The organism is Streptomyces flavochromogenes (genome assembly GCF_000717595.1).
In the GTDB taxonomy this organism is placed as follows: Bacteria; Actinomycetota; Actinomycetes; order Streptomycetales; family Streptomycetaceae; genus Streptomyces; species Streptomyces flavochromogenes.
On record NZ_JNZO01000013.1, the window covers coordinates 60223 to 84935 of the forward strand.

At 70.7% G+C, this 24713-nt stretch carries 27 protein-coding genes; 11 read left to right on the forward strand and 16 right to left on the reverse strand.

The window, feature by feature from the left end; genetic code table 11:
• Positions 1-74 precede the first annotated feature (74 nt).
• From IF00_RS0117290 to IF00_RS0117320, 7 genes are all read left to right on the forward strand, one after another.
• A complete protein-coding gene (locus IF00_RS0117290) occupies positions 75-1403 on the forward strand; it encodes a globin domain-containing protein (protein WP_209439772.1) in 1329 nt (442 codons plus the stop codon).
• Positions 1400-2248 (forward strand): pyridoxamine 5'-phosphate oxidase family protein, encoded by an 849-nt coding sequence (locus tag IF00_RS0117295; protein ID WP_030319002.1) that lies wholly within the window; start codon positions 1400-1402, stop codon positions 2246-2248. The genes IF00_RS0117290 and IF00_RS0117295 overlap by 4 nt, the downstream gene beginning before the upstream one ends.
• 114 nt (positions 2249-2362) lie before the next feature.
• Positions 2363-3172, forward strand: a complete 810-nt coding sequence (locus tag IF00_RS0117300) for a polysaccharide deacetylase family protein (RefSeq protein ID WP_030319007.1) — start codon at positions 2363-2365, stop codon at positions 3170-3172.
• Between the two features lie 269 nt (positions 3173-3441).
• Positions 3442-5136 (forward strand): alkaline phosphatase D family protein, encoded by a 1695-nt coding sequence (locus tag IF00_RS0117305; RefSeq protein WP_037638432.1) that lies wholly within the window; start codon positions 3442-3444, stop codon positions 5134-5136.
• Between the two features lie 195 nt (positions 5137-5331).
• Positions 5332-6132 (forward strand): MerR family transcriptional regulator, encoded by an 801-nt coding sequence (locus IF00_RS0117310; protein ID WP_030319009.1) that lies wholly within the window; start codon positions 5332-5334, stop codon positions 6130-6132.
• Positions 6129-7343 carry a nucleotide disphospho-sugar-binding domain-containing protein gene (locus tag IF00_RS0117315; protein WP_030319011.1) on the forward strand — a complete coding sequence of 405 codons (1215 nt, stop codon included), beginning with the start codon at positions 6129-6131 and terminating at the stop codon, positions 7341-7343. The genes IF00_RS0117310 and IF00_RS0117315 overlap by 4 nt, the downstream gene beginning before the upstream one ends.
• A gap of 124 nt (positions 7344-7467) precedes the next feature.
• Positions 7468-8241 (forward strand): glycosyltransferase family 2 protein, encoded by a 774-nt coding sequence (locus tag IF00_RS0117320; RefSeq protein WP_030319013.1) that lies wholly within the window; start codon positions 7468-7470, stop codon positions 8239-8241.
• Positions 8242-8392: 151 nt separating this feature from the next.
• Here the strand turns inward: IF00_RS0117320 and IF00_RS0117325 are convergent, their stop codons facing one another.
• Both IF00_RS0117325 and IF00_RS0117330 read right to left on the reverse strand, forming a co-directional pair.
• Positions 8393-11269 (reverse strand): helix-turn-helix transcriptional regulator, encoded by a 2877-nt coding sequence (locus IF00_RS0117325; RefSeq protein ID WP_030319015.1) that lies wholly within the window; start codon positions 11267-11269, stop codon positions 8393-8395.
• Between the two features lie 143 nt (positions 11270-11412).
• Positions 11413-11922, reverse strand: a complete 510-nt coding sequence (locus IF00_RS0117330) for a hypothetical protein (protein ID WP_245234548.1) — start codon at positions 11920-11922, stop codon at positions 11413-11415.
• A 375-nt stretch (positions 11923-12297) separates the two neighbouring features.
• On the opposite strand from IF00_RS0117330, the gene IF00_RS0117335 reads away from it, so the two are divergent.
• Positions 12298-12999 (forward strand): hypothetical protein, encoded by a 702-nt coding sequence (locus IF00_RS0117335; protein ID WP_030319018.1) that lies wholly within the window; start codon positions 12298-12300, stop codon positions 12997-12999.
• A 110-nt stretch (positions 13000-13109) separates the two neighbouring features.
• Here IF00_RS0117335 and IF00_RS0117340 read toward each other — a convergent pair whose 3' ends face one another.
• Positions 13110-14081 carry an SDR family NAD(P)-dependent oxidoreductase gene (locus IF00_RS0117340; protein ID WP_030319021.1) on the reverse strand — a complete coding sequence of 324 codons (972 nt, stop codon included), beginning with the start codon at positions 14079-14081 and terminating at the stop codon, positions 13110-13112.
• 55 nt (positions 14082-14136) lie between these two features.
• Between IF00_RS0117340 and IF00_RS0117345 the strand changes: the two genes are divergently transcribed.
• A complete protein-coding gene (locus IF00_RS0117345) occupies positions 14137-14556 on the forward strand; it encodes a MerR family transcriptional regulator (RefSeq protein ID WP_030319023.1) in 420 nt (139 codons plus the stop codon).
• 156 nt (positions 14557-14712) lie between these two features.
• On the opposite strand, the gene IF00_RS41305 is transcribed toward IF00_RS0117345, so the two are convergent.
• From IF00_RS41305 to IF00_RS0117400, 11 genes are all read right to left on the reverse strand, one after another.
• A complete protein-coding gene (locus IF00_RS41305; protein WP_051820333.1) occupies positions 14713-14997 on the reverse strand; it encodes a hypothetical protein in 285 nt (94 codons plus the stop codon).
• Positions 14998-15203: 206 nt separating this feature from the next.
• On the reverse strand, positions 15204-16922 hold the full coding sequence (locus IF00_RS0117355) for a PP2C family protein-serine/threonine phosphatase (protein ID WP_030319027.1): 1719 nt from the start codon (positions 16920-16922) through the stop codon (positions 15204-15206).
• 140 nt (positions 16923-17062) lie between these two features.
• Entirely contained in the window at positions 17063-17386 is a 324-nt protein-coding gene (locus IF00_RS0117360; protein ID WP_030319029.1) for a hypothetical protein, read from the reverse strand.
• 311 nt (positions 17387-17697) lie between these two features.
• Positions 17698-18129 (reverse strand): gas vesicle protein K, encoded by a 432-nt coding sequence (locus IF00_RS0117365; RefSeq protein WP_030319034.1) that lies wholly within the window; start codon positions 18127-18129, stop codon positions 17698-17700.
• Positions 18126-18341, reverse strand: a complete 216-nt coding sequence (locus IF00_RS0117370; RefSeq protein ID WP_030319036.1) for a gas vesicle protein — start codon at positions 18339-18341, stop codon at positions 18126-18128. Before IF00_RS0117370 ends, IF00_RS0117365 begins: the two co-directional genes overlap by 4 nt.
• The gene (locus IF00_RS0117375) at positions 18338-19198 is read right to left on the reverse strand and encodes a GvpL/GvpF family gas vesicle protein (RefSeq protein ID WP_051820335.1); all 861 of its coding nucleotides are present in this window, start codon (positions 19196-19198) and stop codon (positions 18338-18340) included. The genes IF00_RS0117370 and IF00_RS0117375 overlap by 4 nt, the downstream gene beginning before the upstream one ends.
• Positions 19195-19716, reverse strand: a complete 522-nt coding sequence (locus tag IF00_RS46985) for a gas vesicle protein (protein ID WP_030319040.1) — start codon at positions 19714-19716, stop codon at positions 19195-19197. The genes IF00_RS0117375 and IF00_RS46985 overlap by 4 nt, the downstream gene beginning before the upstream one ends.
• 21 nt (positions 19717-19737) lie before the next feature.
• Entirely contained in the window at positions 19738-19986 is a 249-nt protein-coding gene (locus tag IF00_RS0117385; RefSeq protein ID WP_030319042.1) for a gas vesicle protein GvpG, read from the reverse strand.
• Between the two features lie 22 nt (positions 19987-20008).
• Positions 20009-20725 carry a GvpL/GvpF family gas vesicle protein gene (locus IF00_RS0117390; protein ID WP_030319044.1) on the reverse strand — a complete coding sequence of 239 codons (717 nt, stop codon included), beginning with the start codon at positions 20723-20725 and terminating at the stop codon, positions 20009-20011.
• A 3-nt stretch (positions 20726-20728) separates the two neighbouring features.
• Positions 20729-21196, reverse strand: coding sequence for a gas vesicle structural protein GvpA (locus tag IF00_RS0117395; protein WP_030319046.1), 468 nt, complete (start codon positions 21194-21196; stop codon positions 20729-20731).
• Positions 21197-21225: 29 nt separating this feature from the next.
• On the reverse strand, positions 21226-21588 hold the full coding sequence (locus IF00_RS0117400) for a gas vesicle protein GvpO (RefSeq protein ID WP_030319049.1): 363 nt from the start codon (positions 21586-21588) through the stop codon (positions 21226-21228).
• A 201-nt stretch (positions 21589-21789) separates the two neighbouring features.
• Between IF00_RS0117400 and IF00_RS46445 the strand changes: the two genes are divergently transcribed.
• Together IF00_RS46445 and IF00_RS0117410 are read left to right on the forward strand one after the other, a co-directional pair.
• Positions 21790-22923, forward strand: coding sequence for a hypothetical protein (locus IF00_RS46445; RefSeq protein ID WP_030319051.1), 1134 nt, complete (start codon positions 21790-21792; stop codon positions 22921-22923).
• A gap of 3 nt (positions 22924-22926) precedes the next feature.
• A complete protein-coding gene (locus IF00_RS0117410) occupies positions 22927-24021 on the forward strand; it encodes an SRPBCC family protein (RefSeq protein WP_030319053.1) in 1095 nt (364 codons plus the stop codon).
• Positions 24022-24113: 92 nt separating this feature from the next.
• Here the strand turns inward: IF00_RS0117410 and IF00_RS0117415 are convergent, their stop codons facing one another.
• Entirely contained in the window at positions 24114-24287 is a 174-nt protein-coding gene (locus IF00_RS0117415; protein ID WP_030319058.1) for a CsbD family protein, read from the reverse strand.
• Positions 24288-24385: 98 nt separating this feature from the next.
• Positions 24386-24559, reverse strand: a complete 174-nt coding sequence (locus IF00_RS46130) for a hypothetical protein (RefSeq protein ID WP_167346865.1) — start codon at positions 24557-24559, stop codon at positions 24386-24388.
• Between the last annotated feature and the right edge of the window lie 154 nt (positions 24560-24713).

Below are 24713 nucleotides of genomic sequence, written 5' to 3' on the forward strand. Positions count from 1 at the left end.
CGACAAGGAAATCGGGGCACATGCAGACCCCGTGGGCGAAGACCGACCAGAGACGTTCGAGGCGAGGCAGACCGATGGAAGCTCCGACCACCCCGTCGGCGGACGGCGACGGCTCCGGTGCCGCTGCCGCTGCCGGCGGTCAGGACGGGGGCTGGTTCGGGCGAGGTCAGACGGGAGCGCGGGGGCCCCAGCGGCCCGGGCACCCGGAGACCGGCCGGTCGGCCCCGGGATCCGCGCGCCCGGCGCAGCGCCGACCGGCCCCGGCAGCGGCGGCGGTTCCCTCCGCCACGGAGCTGTTGCGCCGCACGATGGCCGAGATCGAGCCGATCGCCGACCGCGTCACGTCATACTTCTACGCACTGCTCTTCCTCCACCACCCCGGATTGCGCGACCTCTTCCCCGCCGCGATGGACACCCAGCGCGACCGGCTGTTCAAGGCCCTGCTCACCGCCGCGACCCACGCGGACGACCCCGTCACCCTGACCACGTACCTCACCCACCTCGGGCGCGGACACCGGAAGTACGGCACCCTCCCCCAGCACTATCCGGCCGTCGGCGAGGCCCTGATCGGCGCCCTCGCTCGCCACGCCCCGGAGACCTGGGGGCCACGGACCGAGGCCGCGTGGGTGGGCGCCTACACCACGATCTCCCAGATCATGATCGACGCGGCGACCGAGGACGAACTCCGCGCGCCCGCCTGGTGGCAGGCGGAGGTGGTCGCCCATGTCATGCGTACGAAGGACGTCGCGGTCGTCACGGTCCGGCCCGACGGCCCGTACCCCTTCCTCGCCGGGCAGTACACGGCCCTGGAGACCCCCTGGTGGCCGCGGGTCTGGCGGCACTACTCCTTCGCCTCCGCGCCCCGTTCCGACGGGCTCCTGTCCTTCCACGTCAAGGCCGTACCGGCGGGCTGGGTCTCCAACGCCCTCGTCCACCGCGCACGCACCGGAGACGTCATCCGGCTCGGTCCTCCCACGGGTTCCATGACCGTGGACCACACCAGCGACAGCGGGCTGCTGTGTCTCGGCGGCGGCACCGGCATCGCGCCCATCAAGGCCCTGGTGGAGGATGTCGCCCAGCACGGTCGGCTCCGCTCCGTCGACGTGTTCTACGGCGCCCGCCGGGACCACGGCCTCTACGACATCGACACGATGCTCCGGCTGCAGCAGTCGCACCCCTGGCTCTCGGTGCACCCGGTCGTGGACGACGGTCCCGTCGGCCTCCTGTCCGGCGGCATCCCGGAGGCCGTGCGCGAATTCGGCCCGTGGCACACGTACGACGCGTACCTGTCCGGCCCGCCCGGAATGATCCGGCGCAGCGTCGACACCCTCGTGGGCATCGGCGTCCCCTCCCACCGCATACGGCACGACTCCATCGAAGAACTGGTCGGGGCAACGACGTGAGTACTTTCGAACACGCCGGGCGGCAGGGGACGACGGCCCTCCGCACCACCCGTCCGGGCAGCGACGGCGAACACCTGGTCCAGCAGCGCATGGGCACCACCCTGCGCGCGGACCGTTTCTACGCCGACCAGGTCCTCGACCGGCTGAACCACCGGATGCGCGAGTTCGTGAACCGGCAGGAGATGTTCTTCCTGGCCACCGCCGACCGGCACGGCGCGTGCGACAACACCTTCCGCGCCGGCCCGCCCGGCTTCCTCCACGTCCTGGACGACGCGACGCTCGCCTACCCCGAGTACCGGGGCAACGGCGTCCACGCCAGCCTGGGCAACATCGAGGAGAACCCGCAGGTCGGCATCCTCATGGTCGACTTCCTCCGGGACCGCATCGGCCTCCACGTGAACGGCCGTGCCAGGAGCGTGGCCGACGACGAGATGCGCCGCGCCCACCCCTGGCTCCCGGCCGACCAAGTGCCCGGCCGACGGGCCCTGGTGTGGGTGGTGATCACCGTGGAGGAGGCGTACATCCACTGCGCCAAGCACATCCCCCACCTCCAGAAGGTCCCCGCTCGGGGCCACGGCCGCCCGTGGGGAACGGACGACTTCAAGCGCAAGGGCGGCGACTTCTTCGGAGCGGCCTCCGAAGCGCCGGAGCGCGGCCCCTTCCTGCCGCCGCCCCGGCCGGACGCGGATGCGGCGACCTGGCGGGCGGAGGCGGAGAGGGTACTGGCGAGGGCCGAGCGGTACGCTCTCGGCGAAGGCACCGGGGCGGGGACGGGAGCCGGGGCCGAATCCACGGCGGGGGCGCCGCCGTTCAGCGGCTGGTTCAGGAGAAGCACCACGGTCTGAGCAGCGCACGCCGCAGGTTTCCGCTCTTGGGGGCGGGTCGGCTGAAACCTTCCGGCCTTCTCTTCCGTCCTCCCCTCCGGGAGAGCGTAGAGAACCGGCAAGGAGTGGCAGGACATGGGGCTGAAGGGCAAGTACACCGCGCACATAGCCGTGGCGGCTTCGGCGGTCGCGATCAGCCTGGCGGCGTGGGGGGCCACCGCGCTGACGAACACCGAGGCCGCAGCCCGGACGGAGGCGGGCTCGCAGGGGACCGGACCCGAGGGGCGGACGCAGGACCCGGCATCGGGCCCGCCGCCGGTGTCGACGGTGAGGATGCCCCAGGGGATCGCCCATGCCGCCGAGGCGGGCGGGAAGGCCGTGAACATCACCATCGACGACGGGCCCGACCCGCAGTGGACGCCCAAGGTGCTGGAAGTCCTCAGGGAGCACAACGTCAAGGCGGTGTTCTGCATGGTCGGACCGCGGGCGAAGGAGTTCCCCGACCTGGTCAAGCAGGTCGTCGCGGACGGGCACCGCCTCTGCGACCACACCACGTCCCACGACACCGGGATGGACAAGAAGCCCGTCGCGTACCAGAAGCAGGAGATCCTGGACGCGAAGCGGATGATCGAGGAAGCCTCCGGGGGTGCGAAGGTGGAGTACTACCGGGCGCCGGGCGGTGCGTTCACCCCCGAGAGCCGGCGCATCGCCGCCGAGGCGGGCATGCGGCCGCTGGGGTGGAACGTGGACACCAAGGACTTCGAGAAGCCCGGCACGGGCGCCATCGTCGGCACGGTCAAGAGCGAGCTGTCCAACGGGCCGACGATCCTCTTCCACGACGGCGGCGGCGACCGCGGTCAGACCGTCGAGGCCCTCAAGCAGGTTCTGCCGTGGCTCAAGGAACAGGGACGCACCTTCAGCTTCCCCGTGCGAACCACCCCCTGAAGGTCTGCCACCCCGGCGGATGCGGGTCCGGCCCGGGCCACGAGGTCGGCCGCCGCCATCGCGGACGACCGCAGACCGGCGAGGCACCGGCGGCAGGCGGCGACGGCGGCCGGCGTTCCTGAACGACCGCTGCAACGACGCTCCCGGGTCCGCCGGACACGGCGCGGCGCGGCGGGGCGGGACGCCACAACGGCGCTGATTCCATCGTCGTTCAGTACCGTACGGAGCGGCCGTTCCGTACCGTGCGGAGCGCCGGAAGGGGACTCGCGATGGCCGGTCTGAGGCTGGGCCCGCTCCTGCGTCACGTGGACTGGGAGTCGGGTACGCGCGCGACGGTGTGGGTCGAGACCGACCGGGCGTGTACGGCGGAGGTCCGGTGCCCGGGCGGCGCAGGGGGTTCTGCTCGCACGTTCTCCGTCTGCGGCCATCACTACGCGTTGGTGGTGGTGTCCGGACTCGCCGCCGGATCCGCCACCACGTACGAGGTGCTGCTCGACGGCCGGCGGGTCTGGCCCCTCGCGGACTCGCCCCAGCCGCCCAGCACCATCCACACGCCGCCGGTCGCGGCCACGGGCGCGGTGGTCGCCTTCGGCTCGTGCCGATGGGCGGCGCCTGCCGAGGGCCGGACCGATCCGGTGGGCCCCGACGTCCTCGACACCCTCTCCGCCCGGCTCGCCGCCGACCCCGAGGGCGAGCGTCCGGACGTTCTCCTCCTCCTTGGGGACCAGGTGTACGCCGACGAGACCTCCGCCGAGACCCGCGCCTGGATCGCCCGGCACCGGCGGGCGGCCGGCACCGGCTCCGCCGCCCCGCCGGACCAGGTCGCCGACTACGAGGAGTACACCCACCTCTATGACGAGTCCTGGGGCGACCCCGAACTGCGCTGGCTGCTGTCGACCCTGCCCAGCTGCATGATCTTCGACGACCACGACGTCATCGACGACTGGAACACCAGCGCCGCCTGGGTGGCCGAGATGCGGGCGACGCCCTGGTGGCACGAGCGGATCACCGGCGGTCTCATGTCGTACTGGGTCTACCAGCATCTCGGGAACCTCTCGCCCGCCGAGCTCGCCGAGGACAAGCTGTACGCGGCGGTCCTGGCGGCCGACGACGGAACGGAGGTGCTGCGCGCGTTCGTGGAACGCGCCGAAGCCGACCCTGCGACGGTGCGCTGGAGCTACCGCAGGGACTTCGGCCGCACCCGGCTGCTGATGGTCGACACCCGGGCCGCGCGGGTGCTGGAGGAGCAGCACCGGGCGATGCTGGACGCCGAGGAGGCGGCCTGGCTGCGGACGCAGGCGTTCGACGACCCGGGCGGCGTCGACCACCTCCTGATCGGGACCTCGCTCCCCTGGCTGCTGCCTCCCATGGTCCACTTCGCGGAGGGCTGGCACGCGGCGCTCTGCCGGGGCGAACGCGGACCGCGCTGGGCCCGCTTCGGCGAGTGGCTGCGCCGACGGGCCGACCTGGAGCACTGGGCCGCGTTCACCTCGTCGTTCAGGAGGCTGACGGACACGGTCGCCGAGGTGGGGAGGGCGGAGGACGCCCCGGCGACGGTGTGCGTGCTCTCCGGGGACGTGCACCACGCGTATGTGGCGGAGGCCGTCTGGCCCGCCGGGCAGCAGCCGCGCTCCCGCGTCTTCCAGTTCACCTGCTCGCCGCTGCACAACTCGGTGCCCGCCGCCATACGGGCCGGATTCCGTTTCGGCTGGAGCAGGTTCGCCAAGGGGATCGGGCATCTCCTCGCCCGCCACGGGCGGGTCGCCAGGCCTGCGGTCCGATGGGAGCGCACCGGCGGACCCTGGTTCGGCAATCAGTTGATGACGCTGACCCTGCGTGGACGTACGGCGCGGCTGCGGTTGGAGCAGGCATCGGCGGGTGCGAAGCGGGGACACCGCGCGACCGACCGCGCGGGAGCACGGCTCACGGGCGTCCTCGACCGAGGTCTGACGGACGGGAGTTGACGCGCGGCCGGGCGGCACCCCCCGCCCGCGCGTCTTGCGCACCCTCGCCACCCCGGTCCGCGCGCCCTGGTGATGTTCGGCCCTCACCCATGGACCACCGCACGGTCCTCCCTGATCCAGTGGGCGGAGATCTCGGCGAGTTGACCCTCCCCTTACGTCAGGCTTCAGGCTGTAGGCCGATGAAGGGGCAGGTGGATGAGCTACTCCGTGGGGCAGGTCTCGGCTTTCGCCGGGGTGACGGTGCGAACGCTGCATCATTACGACAAGGCGGGGCTGCTCTCGCCCAGTGGCCGCAGCCACGCCGGTTACCGGCTTTACAGCGACGCGGACCTGGCCCGTCTCCAGCAGATCCTCTTCTACCGCGAGCTCGGCTTCGCCCTTGAGGAGATCGTCGTGATCCTCAGGGATCCACAGGCGAACGCCCTGGAGCATCTGCGCTCCCGGCAGCGGCGGTTGAGTGAGGAGATCGCCCGGTTGCAGCAGTTGGCGGAGGTGGCGGAACGAGCCATCGAGGTCCAGCAGACCGGGGTGTCCCTGAGTCCTCAGGAACGCTTCGAGGTCTTCGGCGAGATCACCTTCGACCTCAGCTACGCCACCCAGGCCGGGCTGAAGTGGGCGCACTCGGAGGGACAGCGCGAGGCGATGGCGCGCGCGGCCGCCCACACCAAGGAGGACTGGCGGCAACTCATGGGCGAGGCCACCGCATGGCGCGCGGAGCTGCTCGCGGCCTTCGACGAGGAGGAGCCGAGCGACGGCGAGCGGGCCATGGACCTCGCCGAGGAGCACCGTCTGCACGTCTCACGCTGGTTCACCTCCTGCCCGCCGGACATGCACCGGCGCATCGCGGACGACTTCGTCGCCGACCCACGTGCCTTCGCCCTGGTCGTACCGCCGGCGCAACAACGCCCGGGCCTGGCCGCCTACACGTGCAGGGCGGTCCACGCCAACGCCGCCCGCCACACGAGCCGCCGTACCGAATCCCAGGAGGACCGATGAAGATCCTCATCGCGGCGGCCGGGTCGCGCGGCGACGTCGCGCCCTACACGGGCCTGGGTGCCGCACTGCGCCGGGCCGGATACGACGTCGCCCTCGCCACCGCGGACACCTTCGCACCCCTCGTACGCGACGCGGGACTGGAATTCCGGAGTCTCCCCGCCGACACGCAGGCGCGCGGCGGCGTCGTGGGCGGGCGCGCCCTCATGCGCACCGCGGCCGCGTTCATCACCGAACTGGGCCAGGGGTTCGCCGACGCGATGGCCGAGGGTGCGGATCTCGTCCTGCTGTCGACCACCACGGCCCCGCTCGGCTGGCACCTCGCCGAGGCCACGGGCATACCCAGCCTCGGCGTGTACCTCCAGCCCACCGCACCGACCGGGGACTTCCCTCCGGTTGTCACAGGCTCCCGCTCGCTGGGTCGCCTCGCCAACCGTGCGACCGGACGCTTCGCTCTCCACATGGCCGACCGCGTCTACGAGCAGGCGGCCGCAGGGCTGCGCCGGCGTCTGCAGGTGCCCCCGGCCTCCGCCTCCACGATGCGCCGACGGCAGGAACGGGCGCACTGGCCGATCTTGTACGGATTCAGCACGGCTCTCGTGCCACGCCCCTCGGACTGGCGTCCGGGTCTGGAGGTGGTGGGCAACTGGTGGCCCCACCATGATCCGGCCGAACGGCTCCCCGCGGACGTGGAGGACTTCCTTCGTGCCGGACCTCGGCCCGTCCTCATCGGCTTCGGGAGCATGGCGGCGGGCGACTTGGAACGACTGAGCGAGATCGCTGTGCGAGCCCTGCGCCGCGCCGGCCTGCGCGGCATTCTTCAGGCCGGCAGCGCCGGGCTCGCGGCTGACGGCGACGACGTGCTCACCATCGGTGACGTACCGCACACCCTGCTGTTCCCCCGGCTGGCCGCCGTGGTCCACCATGCCGGAGCCGGAACCACGGCCGCCGCGCTGCGCGCCGCGGTGCCGGCGGTCACGGTACCGGTGACCGCGGACCAGCCGTTCTGGGCCCGGCGGCTTGCCGCCCTCGGCGCCGCCACCGCCCCGATCCCCTTCCGGTCCCTCACCTCCGAACGGCTCGCCGCCGCGCTCGACCAGGTCGTGAAGCAGCAGGCATTCACACGAGCCGCCACGCGAGCGGCACGACACCTGGCGTCCGAGGACGGAGCAGGCCTGACGCTCAAGGCCGTCCGGCAGCTGACCGACGGATGACGCCGGACGGGTCCGTCCCGCCCACGCACTCGGGCTGACCGGCGACGACACCATGCATGGCAGCCCCACTACGATTCCAGTGCTTGAATAGGACGTCGTCTTTGACCGAGCAAGGAGAAGCGCTGTGCCCCTGGTGTCCGTCGTGATGCCCGTCTACAACTCGGCAGCGACGCTCGGTGCGGCGGTTCGGTCGGTGCTCTCGCAGACCCACAGTGACCTGGAGCTGCTGGTCACCGACGACAAGTCCTCCGACGGCTCCTTGGACCTGCTCATGGAGTTCGCCCGGCAGGACGAGCGCGTCAAGCCGGAGTCGGCGCCGGAGCAGGGGGGTGCCGGCCGGGCGCGCAACCTCGCCATCGGGCGGGCCCGGGGGGACTACGTCGCGTTCCTCGACAGCGACGACATGTGGCTTCCGGAGAAGACCGAGCGGCAGATCGAATTCGCCGCCGCGGGTGACGCGCCCCTGACGTTCACCTCCTACTACAAGATGGACGCCGACTACGACGGCGAGAGCGCCGACTTCGTCCCGAACGGTCGGGTGGTCCGCGCGCGGGAACACGTCGACTACCGCGCGATGCTGGTGAGGGACTACATCGGCGCTCTGACCGCGATGTACGACCGCAATGTCCTCGGCTCGCGGCTGATGCCGGAGATGCGCAAGCGGCAGGATTACGCCTTGTGGCTGTCGATCATGCGGGAAGGCGCTGACGCCCGGGGCCTCACCGAGCCGCTCGCGGTGTACAGGTCCCATCAGGCGGGTTCGCTCTCCTCCAACAAGCTCTCGCTGGTCCCGTACAACTGGGACCTGTACCGCCGGCACGAGAGGCTGTCGGTCCCCCGCTCGACGCGGGCGCTGGCCGGGGCCGTGTGGCAGTCGCTGCGCAACTCGCGGATCTAGGGGCGACCCCGGCCGGGCGCCCGTGTCGCGACGCGTGAGTGCCGGATGCTCTCCCCGTGGTGCCCCCGACCACGGCGCCGTGCACGGCGGGTCTCGGCACGGCGGGCAGGGCCGTCCCGTGCTGGAGGCGTGCGGCCGCGGAGGCCCGGTGTCAGGAACGGGCCATGAGGGCGGCGAGCGCCGACCGTGTGGCGACCTCGGCCTTACGGAACACCCGCGAGAGGTGGGTCTCGACGGTACGCGGACTGAGGTAGAGCCTGCCGGCGATCGCCTGGTTCGTGAGGCCCTCGGCGACCAGCCCGGCGATCTCCCGTTCGCGTGCCGTGAAGGAGGCCAGCCACGGCGGGGTCGTGGAGGGCGTGCGGGGTGCGGACGGCCGCGTCATCTCGGCCAGACCCACCAGCAGTCCCGCCCCTCCCCCGGTGGCGAGCCGGTGCCCCTGCTTCCACATGACCTCACCACGCTCCCCGCGCCCGGCGGCCGTCATCACCGGGGCCGCGAGCAGCAGCGACCGCGCCTCCCAGAACACCGCACCCGACCGTGCGCATTCCGCCGCAGCCTCGGCAAGCAGCGTTGCCGCCCTGCCGGGGTCACCGTGGTGCAGTGCGAGCTGGGCCGCGCTCCGCATCGCCGAAGCGCGCTGCACGGGCAGCCCGAGCTGCTCCGCTTCCCTTCGGGCCCGCTCGGACCACGCGGACGCGGATGCGACGTCCCCGGTGAAGAGGGCCGCCGTGACGAGAAGTTCCGACAGGAGAGGCCGCATCGACGGTTGCAGGCCACGCAGGTCGTCTCCCCCGGCCCGGAGGAGGGCGTCCCGGGCGCGGTGCGGATCGCCGCCGGTGAGCGCCGCGTAGCCGAGCATGCACCAGGCCATGGAGGCCCGCCAGTTGTCGCTCGGCCCCATGGTCGCCACGGCCTCCTCCGCAGCCGCCAGGGCCTCCGGATCGCCGGGCGCGGACGCCGCGACGCGCACCTGGGCCTTGTTGGCCAGGACGAACGCGAGCAGTTCACCGCTGCCGATCCCGCGGGCGATGTCCTCGGCCTCGTCCGCCAGTTCCCGGGCCGACTGCAGCCTGCAGGTCTGGATCCGTACGTGCGCCTTGCACAGCAGCAGGAGCGGCAGGAGGTAGATCTGGCCGCTGCGCCGGGCGATGCCGAGGCCCCGGTCGGCGTGGCGTTCCGCGTCGGTGAAGCGGCCCAGGAATGCCTCCGCCCATCCCAGTCTGCCCAGCGGTTCGCACAGGGCCGTGAGGTCGTCGTCGGGCAGGCCGTCCAGTAACCCGGCGGCCTGCACCGCGTACGCGCTCGCCGCGGCCACGTCGCCCTCGTAGGCCTCGCCGAACGCGGCGACCGCCAGCGCCCCCGCCTCGCCGAGTTCGTTGCCGAGGACCCGGGCATCGGCCAGGGTCCGTGCGACCTCGCTCCGCATCTGCGGATAGGAGGCGTTGTGCGGTGCGGACGAGCAGAGTTCGAGGCCGATCGACACCCGGTCGGACGGCGACAGATCCGGCTGGCGCAACTCGCGGCGCAGCAGTGCGGTCGCCTCCGGATATCGTCCGAGGTGCCGTTCCGTCAGTGCGCACAGCACGACGGCCGACGTTCTGACGCCGGTCTCGTCGGGGCCGGCCGTGCTGATCACCTTGTGCAGCAGGTCGCGGCTTTCCCGCAGCCCGCCCGAGACACCGAGTGCTCGTGCGCGCCGCAGCGTCAGATCGCGTCGTTCGGCGGCGTGTTCAGCCGTGTCGGGCAGGAGTCGAAGTGCGGCCCGAAGCCAGTGTGCGCAGCTCGTCGGAGCCGTCGACGCGGTCTGCTCGGCCGCCTGCCTCAGTACGGCGTATGCCTGCGGGTCCCATGTGGTCACCGATCGTTCGACGTGCTGGGCCTGCTCGACGGCCGGTGCGCCGGTGCGGGCCAGCTCCGCGGCGGCGGCGTGGTGGATCTCGACGCGCCGCCGCACCGTGGTGGACTCGTGGACCAGGGTCCGGATCACCGGGTGGCGCAACACCATGCGGCCGCCGGGGCCCGGCCTCACGAGGTCACGTCGCGCCAGTGCGTCCAGATCGTCGTCGAGTTCGGCGTCGGTGCGGCCGGTCACCCCACGGATCACCGGGGACACGGCGTGATCGCCGAGCACGGCTATCACTTCCAGGGTCCGGCGCTGCGACGGGGTCAGCGGGGCCAGCTCGTTCAGCAGCAGCGGTGCGAGTCCGGTGGGCAGTTCGCCGAGGCCGATCTCGGCGGAGGCCGAGGTGGGCGCAGGACGACGTGCGGCATCCTCGCGGTACGCGTGCAGGAGCGAGAGGAAGTAGAGCGGGTTGCCCTCGCCTGCCGCATACAGCTGCGCGGCCCGGTCGCGCGGCAGGTCGGGGGCGAGCCCTTCGACGCATTCCCGTTCCGCGAGCGGCGCCAGACCGATCCGGAGGACCGCCCCGGTGTCGGCCTCACGGGTGAGTGCGGCGGTGAGCGCGGTCGGCGTCTGCCGGTCTCGGCGGGCGACGACGAGGACGACAGGGCCGGGTACGGGATGCCGGACGAGATGGTCCAGGAGCTCCAGGGAGGCAGGGTCCGCCCAGTGCACGTCGTCGAGCGCCACCACCAGGCCGCCGGCGCGGCCGAGTTGCGCCATCAGCCGTCCCACCGACCGGTGGAGGCCGAATCGGTCGTCGGTGGCGGGCACCGGTGCGGGGGACGGCCCGGCGCCGGTGCCGCCGAGAACACGGGAGACCGCGTCCAGCAGGTCGGGGGCATGCGGCGGACGGTGGTCGAGATCGGCGAACGCGTCGGCGAACGGATGGAACGGGAGGTGCCGTTCGTACTCCGCCGCGCGGCCGCGCAGCACTGTCATCCCTCGTCGCCGTGCGTGGAGGCAGAACTCGGACATCAGCCGGCTCTTGCCGATGCCTGCCGCGCCGGTGATGTCGACGAAGGACGGGGCACCGCGGCCCAGCCGGTCGATCACCGTGTCGAGCAGCCCCAGTTCGGCCGTGCGGCCGACGAGGGGGCTCCCGCCGTCGTGATGTGTGGCCACGTCGTCCGACGGTCCGACGGGTGTGATCTCTCTACCGAACTCCACGGCATTGTCTATCACGTCGAACGGAAGAACGTTCGAGAGTCGACCCGCACCGTCTGTTGTGCCTCCGCTGAGGACCCGGCCCGTGCGGGCCCGTCTCCTCAGCCGAGCAGGTCGACCACGGCGATGCCTATCGAGACGACGATGCCCACGAGGAGTCCGAGGACGAGTGCGGCGAACTCGGCGGCGATGAAGAGCAGGACGTAGTCGCCGTCGTGGCTGAACGTGCCGTCCCGCGCACTGGCACGGAACGACAGCGACAGGGCGAGGAAAGGTCCGAGGATGAGCCCGGTGACGGTGAGCCACGTACCCAGCGCGTAGCCCGACAGCTCGTGGGCTCTGCCCCTCGCCATCCGCACCTCCACGGTGGTGCCCGGCTTGTGCGACGTGGCAGCCTTGTCCAGCGTGATCTGACGCGGGGACTCGCCGGCCGCCCTCGGTGTGTACGTGCCCGTGCAGTCGGTGCCGTCCGCGTACCCCTGCGCGTCGGTGGCGTCGTAGCACGAGCTGATCGTCATGACGCCGTCCACGGGGCCGAACCCCAGGACGGCCGCCAGGTGGGGTATCGGGAGCAGCCAGATCAGCCACCCGGCGACCGCGAGACTGGCCACCGATCCGGTCCTGCCCACCCTCCGCGCCCACGTCCCCGCCGTTCGCGCCACACCGCCCGCCCTCCTGGAAGGCGGCCGCCACGCGGACCGCCTGTGATGTGTACGGCTCGTCGAACCGACACGACTCTCCCGCCCTCCGCGGTTCCGCGAGTCCGTGGTTTCCCTGACGTGCCCCACGTAATCCAGGGTGCGATCGGTCGGCCCGTACGGAGCGAAGTACGGGGTGGCCGACCGGCCGATACGTAGCGAAGTACGTGCTTCCACCGACGCCCTGGTCAGCGGATCCTGCGAGCATCGGTCCCCGTGTCGCGGCACGGCCACGTGCCCTTCGCCCCGGCAGTCGCATGCTTCCCCCGTCGAACAAGAGGTACCTCCGTGTCACACCGCGTTCTCGTCTCCACCCTCCTGGGAGTGGTCCTGACGCTGTCGCTCGCCGCCTGCGGATCCACGGCGGACAAGAACCCGGACGTCCCGGCTTCGACGGCCGCGGGCGGTGTGGCCGACGGACGCACCGCCGAAGGCGCGTCAGGGGACTGCCCCGACAAGCACGCGGCGACCGTGCAGGACGACAAATTCGGAGGGACGGCGGACATCGACCTGTGTGCGCGCCCCGAAGTGCACCGGACAGCCGTCAAGGCGGACTGGGCCGGCGTGTACACCAGGCCGACGGTGAGCCCGCCCCTCAACATGATGCCGGTCTCCTGCACGGGCGAGTCCGAGGACGGTTGCAAGGTGATCAAGGTCAGTGGCACCGCACTGTGCAATCAGGCGAAGCCGAATTGCCACCCGCGGCGCGGCGAGGAGGTACCCGTGCTCTGTTCCGCCGTGGACAAGCTGAACTCCGACAGGCTGTACTACGGCGTGCTCCTCGACAGCAAGCGCCTCCTGGCCATGGGGACGGACAACGACCGGGGCTACACCAAGGACTTCACCGACAAGGGCGACATCCCCGTGGGCTATGTGGATGCCGCGCGGCTGGAGAAGGTGCGGGCCGAACTGCCCGCCTGTGACGGCACCCTGCTCCACGGTGGGGGAGCCCGCACCTTCGCGGGGATGCAGGGCCTTCCCCTCGACTGACGCCCCCGTCGTGACCGTCTCGCTCGGGGGACGGTGACCCTGATCCTGCCGGCCCGGGGTGTCGGCGTCCTCGCCCTCAGCACCCTCCCGCTGGAACCGGCAGCGCGGATTCAACGGAGGATCGGAGTGACGGCGGTCGCGGCGAGGGAGAGGTCCCAGAGGCGTGCGGCCTCGTCGGGGTCGACGGCGTACGGGCGGACGCCACCGTCGTCCATGGGCTGGTCGGGGGTGGAGACGCCGGCGATGTCGCAGTCCTCCAGGTAGAGCCCGCCGCGGCCGTCGAGGAGCGAGGACGTGGCGGCCCACAGGCCGGTGGCAGCTCCCTGGGAAGGGGTTTTGAAGCCGACGCCGATGACGTTGCCGTGCTCGTCCACCCATCCACGGTCGATCTGCTCCTGGAGGGCCATCTCGCGCTGGAGACCAGTGATGATCTTTCCGGGGTGGAGGGCGAACGCGCGCACGCCATCGTGACGCCCGAGGGCGTCCAGGTGCACCGCGAACAGGGCGTTCGCGGTCTTGGACTGGCCGTAGGCAAGCCACTTGTCGTAGCCGGTGCGGAAGTGCGGGTCGTGCCAGCGGATCCCGGTCAGGGTGTGCCCGGCGGAGCTGTTGACGATGACGCGCGCGCCGCCCGCGGCCGCAAGGAGCGGGTAGAGCTCACAGGCGAGGGTGAAGTGCCCGAGATGGTTGGCGGTGAACTGCCCTTCCCAGCCGGGCTCGACCCGCCGCTCCGGGGTGGCCATGACTCCGGCGACGGCCATCAGGAGGTCGAGCCGTTTCGCGATGTCGCTGATGTGCGCGGCGGCGGAGCGGACGCTTGCGAGGTCCGCCAGGTCCATGGCGACGACCTGGCAGCCCTTCACTCCCCGGAGGGCGGCACGGGCTACGTGCGGTCGGCGGGCGGGAACGATGACCCGGGCCCCGGCGGCCGTCAGAGCCAGGGTGGTCTCCAGACCGAGCCCGGAGTAGCCCCCGGTCACCACGGCGGTCATGCCGGGAAGGTCGCAGTCGGTCACGACGTCCGTGGCGGAGGTCGCAGCGGAGAAGGGGGAGCCCAGCGGCTGCTGTTCATTCATGGTCATGCCACCGACGCTACGATCTAGAGCGAGGTCTAGATCAAGTCCAGGGGTGAGAAGCATGACGACCGAGGCCGCCGCACCGTCGCTGAGCATCGGCGAAGTGGCAGCGCGGACCGGACTGAGCGTGCACGCCCTGCGCTTCTACGAGCGCGAGAGCCTGCTCGTCGGACCGGTCCGACGCACGTCCGGCGGCAGGCGGCGCTACACGGCCTCGGATGTCGAATGGCTGCAGATCTGCGTCAGGCTCCGCGAGTCCGGTATGCCACTCGCCGACCTCAAGCGCTTCACCGAACTCGTACGGCAGGGTCCGGGCAACGAGGCAGAACGCCTGCGCCTGCTCGACACCCATCGACAGCGCGTCGACGCACAGATCCAGGCACTGGAGGAGTGCAGGTCCGTCATCGCCTGGAAGGTCGACGTGTACGCCGAGCACCTCGCCCGCGACGAAGCCGGCGGCCTCTGGGACCCCACGGCCTGAGACGGGCGTGGGCAGAAGCGCCGATTGCGCTGCGCCGGATCGACTCCGTGCGCCCCTCGCCCACATCCCCCGCGGCGGCTTCATCGTCGACGCGGCCGGAGGCACCGCCCTGCCGTGAGCATCGGCGGCCGTCTTTCCCGGACTCAGGCCGGGAGTTCACGCCGCGGCGGCGGAGTCGTCGGGTTCCGTCGTCGCCGGGCCGACGGCGGTGATGGTGAGGGGGATACCGAGACCCGCGCACATTCTCCGAGCCCGGGCGAGCGCGCTGAGCGAGGCCGGCGACGGGGCGGTGCCGTCCAGCGTCACCTGGACGAGCCGGGGGCGGTGGGCATGGACGAGCACCTCCGTCTCCAGGGCGGCTGCGGCCCGCTCGGTGACGTCGAGGTCGGGCGGAAGCGTCACGTACAGGACCCCGTCCGCCAGGGTGTGGCTGATGACCAAGACAGTCTCCTTCCAGGGTGGACACCGTGCAGGGCGGTCGCGAGTCGCGCGCAGTAGCAGAGGTGCAACTGACAGTATGCGGACAGAAGCGACCGTCCGCACGCCCCTCAGCCGGTGCATCACCGTCCCAGCGGCCAGGGAAGGGTTCGCCGGAACGCCACGCCATGGAACGGCGGCGTACGGCCGGCACCTCGGCCGCCGCGCCCTCAGTCCACCCGGATCGCCAGGAGGCAGGCGTCGTCCTCGTGGCCCACCGTCTCGGGGTCGTCCAGGAGCGCGTCGATCACCCCTCGCGGGTCCACGAGGGACGTGGCCGCCACCGCGTGGGTCAAGCGCGCGATCCCCTCGGTCACGTCCTCGCCGCGGCGCTCGACCATGCCGTCGGTGTAGAGCACCAGGAGATCGCCCTGCCGCAGCCGCGTCGACGCGGTCTCGTACGCGTACCCCGGCAGCGCGCCGAGGAGGGGGCCTCTCTGCTCGGCCTGCAGCGACGTGGCACGGCCGTCGCGCAGCAGCAGGGGTGCGGGGTGCCCCGCGTCGGCCCAGTGCAGGACCTTGTCCTCGTCGAGGTGACCGACCACCACGGTGGCCGTCTGTCCCGCCGGGTCACTGCACACCAGCTCGTTCAGCCACGTCGTGATCTCGCCGGCGGAAGCCCCGGTCTGCGCCAGCCCCGCCAGCGCGTGCCGCTGCTGGGCCATCCGTGCCACGGCGTCCAGGCCGTGTCCCGACGCGTCGCCGATGGCGATGAGCACCCTGCCGTCCGGGAGCAGTCGGCACTTGTACCAGTCACCGCCCACCGCGGCGTCGGGCTCGGCGGGGCGGTACGAAGCCGCCACTGTCAGCCCGACCGCGGCGAGCGCCTCGGAATGCGTGGGGAGAATCGCCTCGCGCAGCGCGTCCGCGACCCTCCGCTCCGCCTCCGTCTGCCGCCTCAGCCGATCCGACTCACGCTCCGTCTCGGCCAACCGCCTGCGGCTGCGGATCTGTGGCGTGAGATCGCGGGCCACGAGGTTGAGCGCCCATGCTCTGCCGTCCGTGCCGGTGACCGGCCGTCCCAGCAGGTCGAGGGTACGGAGCTCGCCGAGGACGAGGAAGCGGATCCGGGTCCAGGCGGGCTCCTCGCCGGCCAGCACCGAGCTGAGGAACTCCGCGAGGGCCGTCAGGTCGTCCGGCAGCAAGGCGTCGCACAGCTGTTCCAGGGTCCATGGCATGCGCACATCAGCGTGGAAGATGCGGCTGAGCCCCTCCGACCAGGTGACCTTCCCGGACAGCAGATCCCAGTGCCCCCATCCCATCGACGCCAGGAACTGCGCGTCGATCGTCAGCAGCTCCGCCTGGCTCTGCACGGGCTGCCACGTCGCCAGCACCTGCTCACCGCACCGGGCGGCGGAGTACAGCAGCGGTGCCCGGTGGATCCGGCCGAGCCGCTGCTCCGTATAGTCCACCACGAGCCCGTCCAGGGGCTTGCCGGTGTCCATGACGTCAGCCAACGCGGCAAGCAGTCCCGAGTGCGCCGCGCCTGGTCGTGCCTCCAGGAACCTCTGGCCGACCTGGTGGTCCGGTGCTTCGAGCCAGTCCGCCGACCGGACCCGATTGCCGGCCACGATGCGGAAGTCGAGGATGGCACCCGAGTCGTCCTGGACCGGTTCGAGCAGTACGGCCGAGACCGGGATCGCGGCGAGTACCGAGCAGACGCCACTGCCGCCGGGCTCGTGGGCGCCGCACAGGCAGGGTGACGTCCCGTCCGTCTCCGCGGACGGAGGGAGCACGGCCAGCGACTGCAACGGCGACGTCAGCTCCGTACCGGCAGATCCGTCGAGCGGGCGCTCCGCGTTCCGGCGCACGGCCGCGCGCAAGGCGGTGATCTCTCCGCCGATCATGCCCTTGAGGGCGTCGACAGTCTCGGGCAGGGGAAAGTTCATCGTACGCCTCCGCGAACTTCATGACGCGCGCCCGCCTGAGGAACGGCGGCGTCGCCCGGCGTTCTCCGGCCGGTGTCGGCCATCTCGGAACACCTCGTCCTCCAGGCTCCGGACCGTCGAGGGGCAGGAGAACCTGGGTGTCAGTGGCCGAGCGACTTCTTGAGCTCGGATTTGTTCATCGACGAGCGGCCGTGGATGTTGCGGCGCTTGGCCTCCTCGTACAGCTGGTCGTAGGTAGGGCCCTCCGCACCGCCCGAGGACCGCTGCCCACCACGCTTCGACGACGACCTGTCCTGGGTCGAGGACTTGCTCGCGGTCTTCGACTCTCCGGAACGCGCACGCTCCTTGTTCACCGTCCGGGCGGCGATCTCCTTGGCACGCTCGGTGCTCTGCCCGCGCTCTTCCGCGCTTTCCTTGATGTGTTCGTACTGCCGTTCTCGCTTTGGACTCGAGCCACGAGGCATGGTCATTCCCTTCCGTTCCGCGCCGGATTCCACCGCCGCCCCTCTCCGCCCCTGCCCGCGGAGTCGGGCATCAGTCACTCGACCCTGGCATCGGCCTCGCCGGACGGCAGGCGGAGATGCTCGGACAGGTGGTCTGCGGGGCCATTCGGCCCAGCGACGCCCGTCGAGGCCGCGTGGAGAGGCGAGCAGTACCCAGAAAAGCGGCTTCGCCCCACCGACAGGCGAGGCGGGCGCCCGTAGCGACGACGTCGACCGGCCCCGTGACCGCACCCCCGATTCCGCTGCGCGCGCCGTCGGCCTGTACGGTCGCGTCACTCGGGTTCGCGGTCGGCCGGCGGCAGCAGTGGTCCGAGGGGGCCCAGGTCGAGGTTGAGGTCCTGAAGCGTGAAGCCGTGCTCGACGCAGAGGTCGCTCAGCGTGTCGTGCAAGGCCATCAAGGTGGCGCCCAGTTCCTCCTCCTGGTCGTCGGTGAGGTCGCCGGCGTCGACCCGCCGCAGGGCCTGCCTCTCCATGAGCTGGCGCAGAAGTTCCACGACGGTGAGGACGAGTTTGAGGAGGTCCTCCTCGACCGACTCGCGGTCCGTCCGGATTCTGTGGGCGGGGCGGACGGGCTCGTCGGCGGGGGTGGGCGGCGCCTTCAGGAGGCGGAACGCGTCACCCAGGGCGGCGCCGACGCCCTCCAGGGGCGGGGACGCGCTCGGGGGCCGCTTCCGCTCTCCGGGTGCCGGGCCGTGCCCGCTCACGCCTGCCCCAGGCTGGGCGATCCGAGGGGATCCGCCTCTGAGCCGACGGACACGATCAGAGCACGGAGGGAGACACGGACGAGGTCGATGTCGGCGATCGAGAGCACGATGTCGCCGGAGAGGACCACTCCCCCGCTCAGTAGCCTGTCGAGCAGGTCGATGAGGGCTACTTGACGGCCGGGCAGGGGGTCCGTGGGGTCGGCGACGCTCATCGTGACGGTCCCTCCCGTGCGTCGCCGTGCGGGGCCGGCTCAGGGGGCGGCATCGCGAACGAGTACGGCGCCCACGGTCCGGTCACCTCGACACGCACGCCGTCGAGGTCCGCCGCCAGCGCCGCGAGCGCGGCGCGGAAGCTCTCGGTCCGGCCGTCCGGGACGAGGTAGGCGTCGTTGAGGACGTTCTCCTCGGGTCCCGCCAGTTCGCCGTGCTGCGCAGGATGGCGTACGCGGTAGGTGGTGAACCGGGAAACGAGGGCCTCGATACGTTGCGCCGCCTCTCGGGCATTGCGGTAGTGGCTCTCCTGAGCGCTGTGCTGGGCCCGACGGCGCCGCAGGTAGGCCTTGCCGGGGCTGAGCGTCGTGGTGCCCCCGGGGTCGGCGGCGCCGTCTCGGTCCTCGGAGGGCCCAGTGGACCTGATGTACAGCTTGACGCCCCACTCGCTCCGGTCACGGAGCAGGGCGATTCTTTCGGCGAAGACGTGCCGCTGGGCGGCGAGTGCGCCGCGTGCCCGGTCGTCGTTCTCGTAGAGAGTGGCCAGCCGTAGCGGGAGGACGGTGTCGTGGCGGGCGATCGTCTGCACCACCTCGTGGTGGGCACGGGCGACGTCCTCCAGCCACTCCAGGTCCTCGAAGCGCGCCTTCAGCGTCCGTTCGTCGAACTCGTCCTGCGCGACCCGGCTGGTGACGAACGCAAGGGGGTCGGGGCGCTCCTCTCCCTCGGTCGGTGCGTGCTCGCCGAGGAGGGACACGAGGCTGCCGGACACCCCGCGGACGTCCGAGAGAGCCGCCCGCAGCCCCGGGGTGTCGGGTACCACGGCGTAGACGTAGGTGAGGCCCTCACGATCGATCATGTGCTGCGCCTACGTCGTGCTGCCCCGCGGCGTGGTGTCGTCCCTTCGTCCAGGTCCTCGTCCGGCTCACCCTGCTCAAGATCCTCGTCAGGCTCCGAGGCGGAGGTCTTGCGGGACGCGGCCCGCTCGTGGACCGTGTCCGTCTCCCGGTACGAGGGCGTCTCGGGTCCGTCGGCGGTCAGTGCGTCGCGCCGCAGCGCGTCCAGCTCGGCGCGGAGCCGGCGGTTCTCCTCCTCCAGGCGCCCTCCGGTGTGCTTCGAGGAGAGCGAGGGGTCGTGCTCCCACCAGTCGATGCCCATCTCCTTCGCCTTGTCCACGGAGGCGACCAGGATCCGCAGCTTGATCGTCAGCAGTTCGATGTCGAGCAGATTGATCCGGATGTCTCCGGCGATGACGATGCCCTTGTCCAGGACGCGTTCGAGGATGTCCGCGAGGTTCGCGGAGGAGCTCGGCCCGTACGGCGACGGCAACGCCCTGGACGGTACGGACCCGAAGCGGTCGGGCAGGGGATCAGACACGGCAGCGTCCTCGATTCCCGGTCATGGTTCGCGCGTACGGTGGGCGGTGATCTCCTCGAGCCGGTCGAGCAGCTCGTCCTCGCGGTGCCCGAACGTCTCCTCGTCTATCTCCCCCCGCACCAGCCGGTCCTCCAGTTCCGAGAGCTCCCGCCAGACGGGAGCCGGGTCGTAGTACTCCTCCTCGGCCTCGTCCAGCACTCTCTGGGCAACCCAGGTCACTCCGCGCACCGGAGCCAACGGGAGCGTGAACAGGGTTCCCAGCAGTCCCATCGTCTTCCTCCTTCCGGGGGCGTCACTCCACGAAGCTGTAGGGCGGCAGCGGGCCACTCAGCCGGATCTCGATCCCGTCCCCGATCTGGCCGGCGAGGCTTGACTCCGCCGCCCGGAACTCTTCCCGCCGGTCGTCGGGGACCAGGAGTGAGAAGTTGAGGAAGTCCGCTCCGGAAGCCTGCCGAACGGTGTGCTCCCGAGCGAACGGCACGAGAGCCTCGACAAGCCCGGACGCCAGGGCCTCCTGCCGTTCCTGCACCTGCGCGGCAACCAGTTGGCCGAGGGTCAGCGGGAGCTGGGGATCCGGGTCTCCTGCGCGTATCCGCTCGTTGAGTTCTCGGGCTTCGGGAGTCTCGCTCAGAATCTGCCGCAGGAGCTCCTCCTCGTCCTGGGACGCTCGGACGTGGTACTCGGCGCACCCCCCGAGCCTCTCCAGATTGGCCAGATAGCCGTCGGCGCCCTTCAGGAGAACCTTCTCGATCGTCGGCTCGTCGGCGGCGGTGTATCCGAACTGCAGCGGAAGCACGGGCCCTCCGCGCATGAGGCGTTCCTGCACCTCCTGGTGAATCAGCAGATCGCGCCGCTTGGCCCGGATCTTCTCGGAGATGTCGCTCACCACGGCGCACAGCGGTCCGGAGGCGACGACGCGCACAGGAGCGGGCTCGGAGCCCACGCCGGACTGCTCATCGAGGTCGAGGGGGTGGTCCTCCGCGGTGATCGCGTAGACGTAGAGAGCCATGGGTCACTCCTTCTCCCGTCGTGCCGGGCGGCGGGCGGCGGGCCGTCGACGCCGGGGGACGGGCTCCTCCTCGGCCTCTTCCTCGTCCGGCTCCTCGTCATCACGGTTCGACTTCCCGGTGAGAGAATCCGTCACGGCCTCGACAGCACCGGTGAGGGCGCCCTTGGACTTGCCGCGGGCCCCGCCCTCCATCATGCCGCCGACGACTTCCGGCAGCTGAGCCGGAGCCTTGCGGCCGGCTTCGAGGTCGAGCCTGTTGCACGCCTCCGCGAAGCGGAGGTACGTGTCCACGCTGGCCACCACGATCCGGGCATCGATCTTGAGAATCTCGATCCCGACCAGTGAGACGCGGACGAAGATGTCGATCACCAGGCCACGATCCAGGATGAGTTCCAGGACGTCGTAGAGGCTGCCTGTGGAGCCGCCACCGCCCCTGCTGACGGCGCTGCCGCTCTGCGGCACCATGGTCATGGCGCCTCCTTCCGTCGGCCGAACCGAGATCAGAACGGCCGATCGATCGTTCCTCGGGTATAGCGGCGGGTTCGCTCGAAGGAGATCAACGTGCCTTCCTCGTCCAGCGAGACCCGGTAGCTGGCCAGCACGCTCGTCGTGTCGGGGATCCTTTCGAGTTCCAGTACCTCCACCTGCGCCTCCCACCCCGAATCGGTGGGCTTGAGCGAGGAGACGGACTCGGGAAGTCTGCCGAGCAGTTTCGCGAGTTGCTCGGTGGCCGAACTCATGGCCGAGCCCGGATCCACGGCCTTCGCCCGGCTCGACGACGGCTTCCGCCGTGCAGGTGGGCGCTTCTCGCCGGAAGCGCGCGAGGCGCTACGTCGAGGCCGATCCGGATCCACAGTGCCCATGGCGCTCCACAAGACGGATACCAACTAAAGGTTAGAATTTCATGATATAGGGACATACGCCATGTCCGGGAGAACGGGCAACACCCCACCGCCCCAACGGGGCGTCCTCACGCGTCCTCAGAGGGACGCGCGACCTGATCCAGGGACGTCCCGAGCGGGCAGCGGAGCGGCCCGCAGGCGCCCGGTGAAGGGACAAGGGCCATGGAGGACACGACCAAGATCGCCCTGGCAGCCGCGGTGGCGGGCGGTTACGTACTCGGACGGACGAAGAAGGCTCGCTTCGCGTTCACCGTCGCGACCTACCTCGCGGGGCGGCGATTCGGCCTCGAGCCGGGACAGCTCCTCACACAGGGGCTCACCAAGCTCAAGGACGTACCCCAAATCGCCGAGATGGGGGAGCAGTTGAAGGGCGAGGCTCTGAACGCCGGCCGCCAGGCTTTCACCGCGGCGGCCAACCGCCGGCTGGCCGACCTCGCCGACTCCCTCCACGAGCGGACGCTCGCCATCGGCAGCGGCGGCAGTGACCAGGAGGACGAGGAGGAGGGCGCGGAAGCAGACGAACGGTACGACGAGGACGACGAATGGGAGCCCGAGGAGGAGGAAGAGGAACCCGAGTACGAGGAGGCCAGGGAAGACGAAGAGGCGTGGGAGGAGGAAGAGGAGCCCGAAGAGGAGCCCGAGGAAGAGGCGGAGGAGCCCGAGGAGCAGGAGGAGGAAGAGGCGGAGGAACCCGAGGAGCAGGAGGCGGAGGAACCCGAGGAGCAGGAGGAGGAAGAGGAACCCGAGGAAGAGGAGGCCGAGGCCGAGCCGGAGAAGCCACGCCGACGCCGGTCCCCCAGCCCGTCGTCCCGCTCACGGTCGGCGGAAGGCACCGCATCCCGTCCGCGATCATCCGCCGGGTCCCGTACCCGCAAGGCGGCCCAAGGGCGCAGCAGGACGTCACCGGCGAAGAAGACCACGCCGTCGGCCCGGAAACCCGCCGGGGCGGCCAAGAAGACCGGAGCGTCCGGCACGACAGAGAAGGCGGCACCCGCCAAGCGGTCGGCGTCGAGCCGGAGTACAGCGAAGAAGGCCACGCCTGCGAAGAAGGCCACACCTGCCAAGAAGGCCGCTCCCGCCAAGAAGACCGCAAGCGCCAAGAAGACCGCCGCCGCACCGGCGAAGAAGACCGCAGCGAAGAAAACCACGGCACGCGCGCCGGCGACGAAGAAGACAGCCACACGCAAGCCCGCCGCGAAGAAGACAGCCACACGCAAGCCCGCGGCGAAGAAGACGGCCGCACGCAAGACCGCGGCGAAGAAGACCACGGCACGCAAGCCGTCGACGCGGAGGTAGGTCATGGCAACCGAAGACCGAGACCGCACCGAGGCGCCCCAGTCCGGGCTGGACCGACTGCTCAGCGAACTGGGCGGGTTCCTCACCGCGCAGACCGGCCAGCTGGCCGACAAAGCCTCGGACAAACTCGGGGACGTCACGGACCAGCTGAACGACGTGGCGGAGAACGGCGGCAAACTGACAGACATCGGCGGGCGATTGCTGAAAGGTGACTCCCCCGTCAAGGCCGTGGCAGGCCAGGCACTCGGGGGACTGAAAGACAAAGTCACCGACGCCGCCTCCAATTTGTTCGGCAAGGGCAAAGGCAAGCGGAAGAGCGGTACTCAAAAAATCACCAGCATCGTCGAGACCGTCGACGTGGGCGCCCCCCTGCGCAGGGTCTACAACCACTGGACCCAGTACGAGGACTTCAGCGGGTTCACCAAGGGCGTCCGGAACGTCTCGCAGGGCGACGAGACCACCAGCGACTGGAAGGTCAAGGTGGGTCCCTCGACCCGCAGTTGGAAGGCAACGGTCCAGGAACAGGTCCCCGACGACCGCATCATCTGGACCTCCGACGGCGCAAAGGGTTCCACCCGGGGCTGCGTCAGCTTCCACGAGCTGGGCCCGTCGCTCACCCGGATCCTGCTCACCGTCGAGTACTACCCCTCCGGTCTCTTCGAGAAGACGGGCAACATCTGGAAGGCGCAAGGCCGGCGTCTCCGGCTGGACCTGAAGCACTTCCGCCGCCACGTCACCCTCACCGATGACGAACCCGAGGGCTGGCGCGGTGAGATCCGCGACGGCGAGGTGGTGCGCTCGCACGAAGAGGCACTCGAGGAGGAGGGCGAAGCCGACGGGGACGAGGAAGGCGGTGAGGAGGAGGAAGGCCGGCCTGAGGACGAGTACGAGGACGACGAGGGACGTGAGGAGGAGTACGACGAGGACGAGCCGGAAGACGCGTACGAAGAGGACGACGAGAGCGAGCCGGAAGACGAGGAGTACGAGGACGACGCCGAGGGTTACGAGGACGACGAGGAGGACGAGGAGGACGAGGAGGACGAGGAGGACGAGGAGGACGAGGACCGGACCACGGGTCGGCGACGACGTGGCCGCTGATGGCGACGCTCGGTAGTCGAAGGGAGGAGCGGCCCCTCGGGCCGCTCCTCCCTTCGACTACCGCTCGCCGACCGTCGCGATCGCGGGCCGAGTCAACGCTTGAAAGCGTCCTTGACCTTTTCTCCGGCCTGCTTCATGTCGCCTTCGACCTGCTCGGCACGGCCCTTCATCTCCAGGCTCTCGTTGCCGACGGCCTTACCAGTGGTCTCCTTCACCTTGCCCTTGGCCGTTTTCGTCACGTTCTTGGCCTTCTTGCCTCCGGCCATGATCTTCACCTTCCCATGCCTTGTCCAGGCCTCGAAAAAACGAGGCCCGCGTGAGTCCGCTGCCCGGAATACGGGCATGCATGCAACTCCGGACCGGATTATTTCTTGAAGAAGTCCTTACCCTTCTCCTTCCGCTCACGGGCCTTTCCGCGGACCCCCAGAGCAGCACCCTTGGCCTCCGTGCTCTTGTCACCCCGCATATGAGCCGTCTTCTGCACGGCTTTACCGATGATCTGCTCGGCCTTCGCCTTGGCCTTCTCCTTGGCACTCATCACTCACTCCTCACACGCTCACACCAGACCGCCTACCCTCGGCGCCGGCGAAGAATCGGAACACCGGCACCCAGCCCCGTTCCGGCGTGCGCCGACAACCGGGGCTCCCCCTGGGCCGGGCTGCCTCGGGCGCAGCACGCTTGGCCCCGTCCAT

Excerpts from the sequence above, each read along its gene's own strand:
- IF00_RS0117290 (WP_209439772.1), top strand. The coding sequence starts at position 75 with ATGGAAGCTCCGACCACCCCGTCGGCGGACGGCGACGGCTCCGGTGCC.
- IF00_RS0117300 (WP_030319007.1), top strand. The coding sequence starts at position 2,363 with ATGGGGCTGAAGGGCAAGTACACCGCGCACATAGCCGTGGCGGCTTCG.
- IF00_RS0117305 (WP_037638432.1), top strand. The coding sequence starts at position 3,442 with ATGGCCGGTCTGAGGCTGGGCCCGCTCCTGCGTCACGTGGACTGGGAG.
- IF00_RS0117310 (WP_030319009.1), top strand. The coding sequence starts at position 5,332 with ATGAGCTACTCCGTGGGGCAGGTCTCGGCTTTCGCCGGGGTGACGGTG.
- IF00_RS0117315 (WP_030319011.1), top strand. The coding sequence starts at position 6,129 with ATGAAGATCCTCATCGCGGCGGCCGGGTCGCGCGGCGACGTCGCGCCC.
- IF00_RS0117340 (WP_030319021.1), bottom strand. The coding sequence starts at position 14,081 with ATGACCATGAATGAACAGCAGCCGCTGGGCTCCCCCTTCTCCGCTGCG.
- IF00_RS0117345 (WP_030319023.1), top strand. The coding sequence starts at position 14,137 with ATGACGACCGAGGCCGCCGCACCGTCGCTGAGCATCGGCGAAGTGGCA.
- IF00_RS0117355 (WP_030319027.1), bottom strand. The coding sequence starts at position 16,922 with ATGAACTTTCCCCTGCCCGAGACTGTCGACGCCCTCAAGGGCATGATC.
- IF00_RS0117360 (WP_030319029.1), bottom strand. The coding sequence starts at position 17,386 with ATGCCTCGTGGCTCGAGTCCAAAGCGAGAACGGCAGTACGAACACATC.
- IF00_RS0117370 (WP_030319036.1), bottom strand. The coding sequence starts at position 18,341 with ATGAGCGTCGCCGACCCCACGGACCCCCTGCCCGGCCGTCAAGTAGCC.
- IF00_RS0117375 (WP_051820335.1), bottom strand. The coding sequence starts at position 19,198 with ATGATCGATCGTGAGGGCCTCACCTACGTCTACGCCGTGGTACCCGAC.
- IF00_RS0117385 (WP_030319042.1), bottom strand. The coding sequence starts at position 19,986 with ATGGGACTGCTGGGAACCCTGTTCACGCTCCCGTTGGCTCCGGTGCGC.
- IF00_RS0117390 (WP_030319044.1), bottom strand. The coding sequence starts at position 20,725 with ATGGCTCTCTACGTCTACGCGATCACCGCGGAGGACCACCCCCTCGAC.
- IF00_RS0117395 (WP_030319046.1), bottom strand. The coding sequence starts at position 21,196 with ATGACCATGGTGCCGCAGAGCGGCAGCGCCGTCAGCAGGGGCGGTGGC.
- IF00_RS0117400 (WP_030319049.1), bottom strand. The coding sequence starts at position 21,588 with ATGGGCACTGTGGATCCGGATCGGCCTCGACGTAGCGCCTCGCGCGCT.
- IF00_RS46445 (WP_030319051.1), top strand. The coding sequence starts at position 21,790 with ATGGAGGACACGACCAAGATCGCCCTGGCAGCCGCGGTGGCGGGCGGT.
- IF00_RS0117410 (WP_030319053.1), top strand. The coding sequence starts at position 22,927 with ATGGCAACCGAAGACCGAGACCGCACCGAGGCGCCCCAGTCCGGGCTG.
- IF00_RS0117415 (WP_030319058.1), bottom strand. The coding sequence starts at position 24,287 with ATGGCCGGAGGCAAGAAGGCCAAGAACGTGACGAAAACGGCCAAGGGC.
- IF00_RS46130 (WP_167346865.1), bottom strand. The coding sequence starts at position 24,559 with ATGAGTGCCAAGGAGAAGGCCAAGGCGAAGGCCGAGCAGATCATCGGT.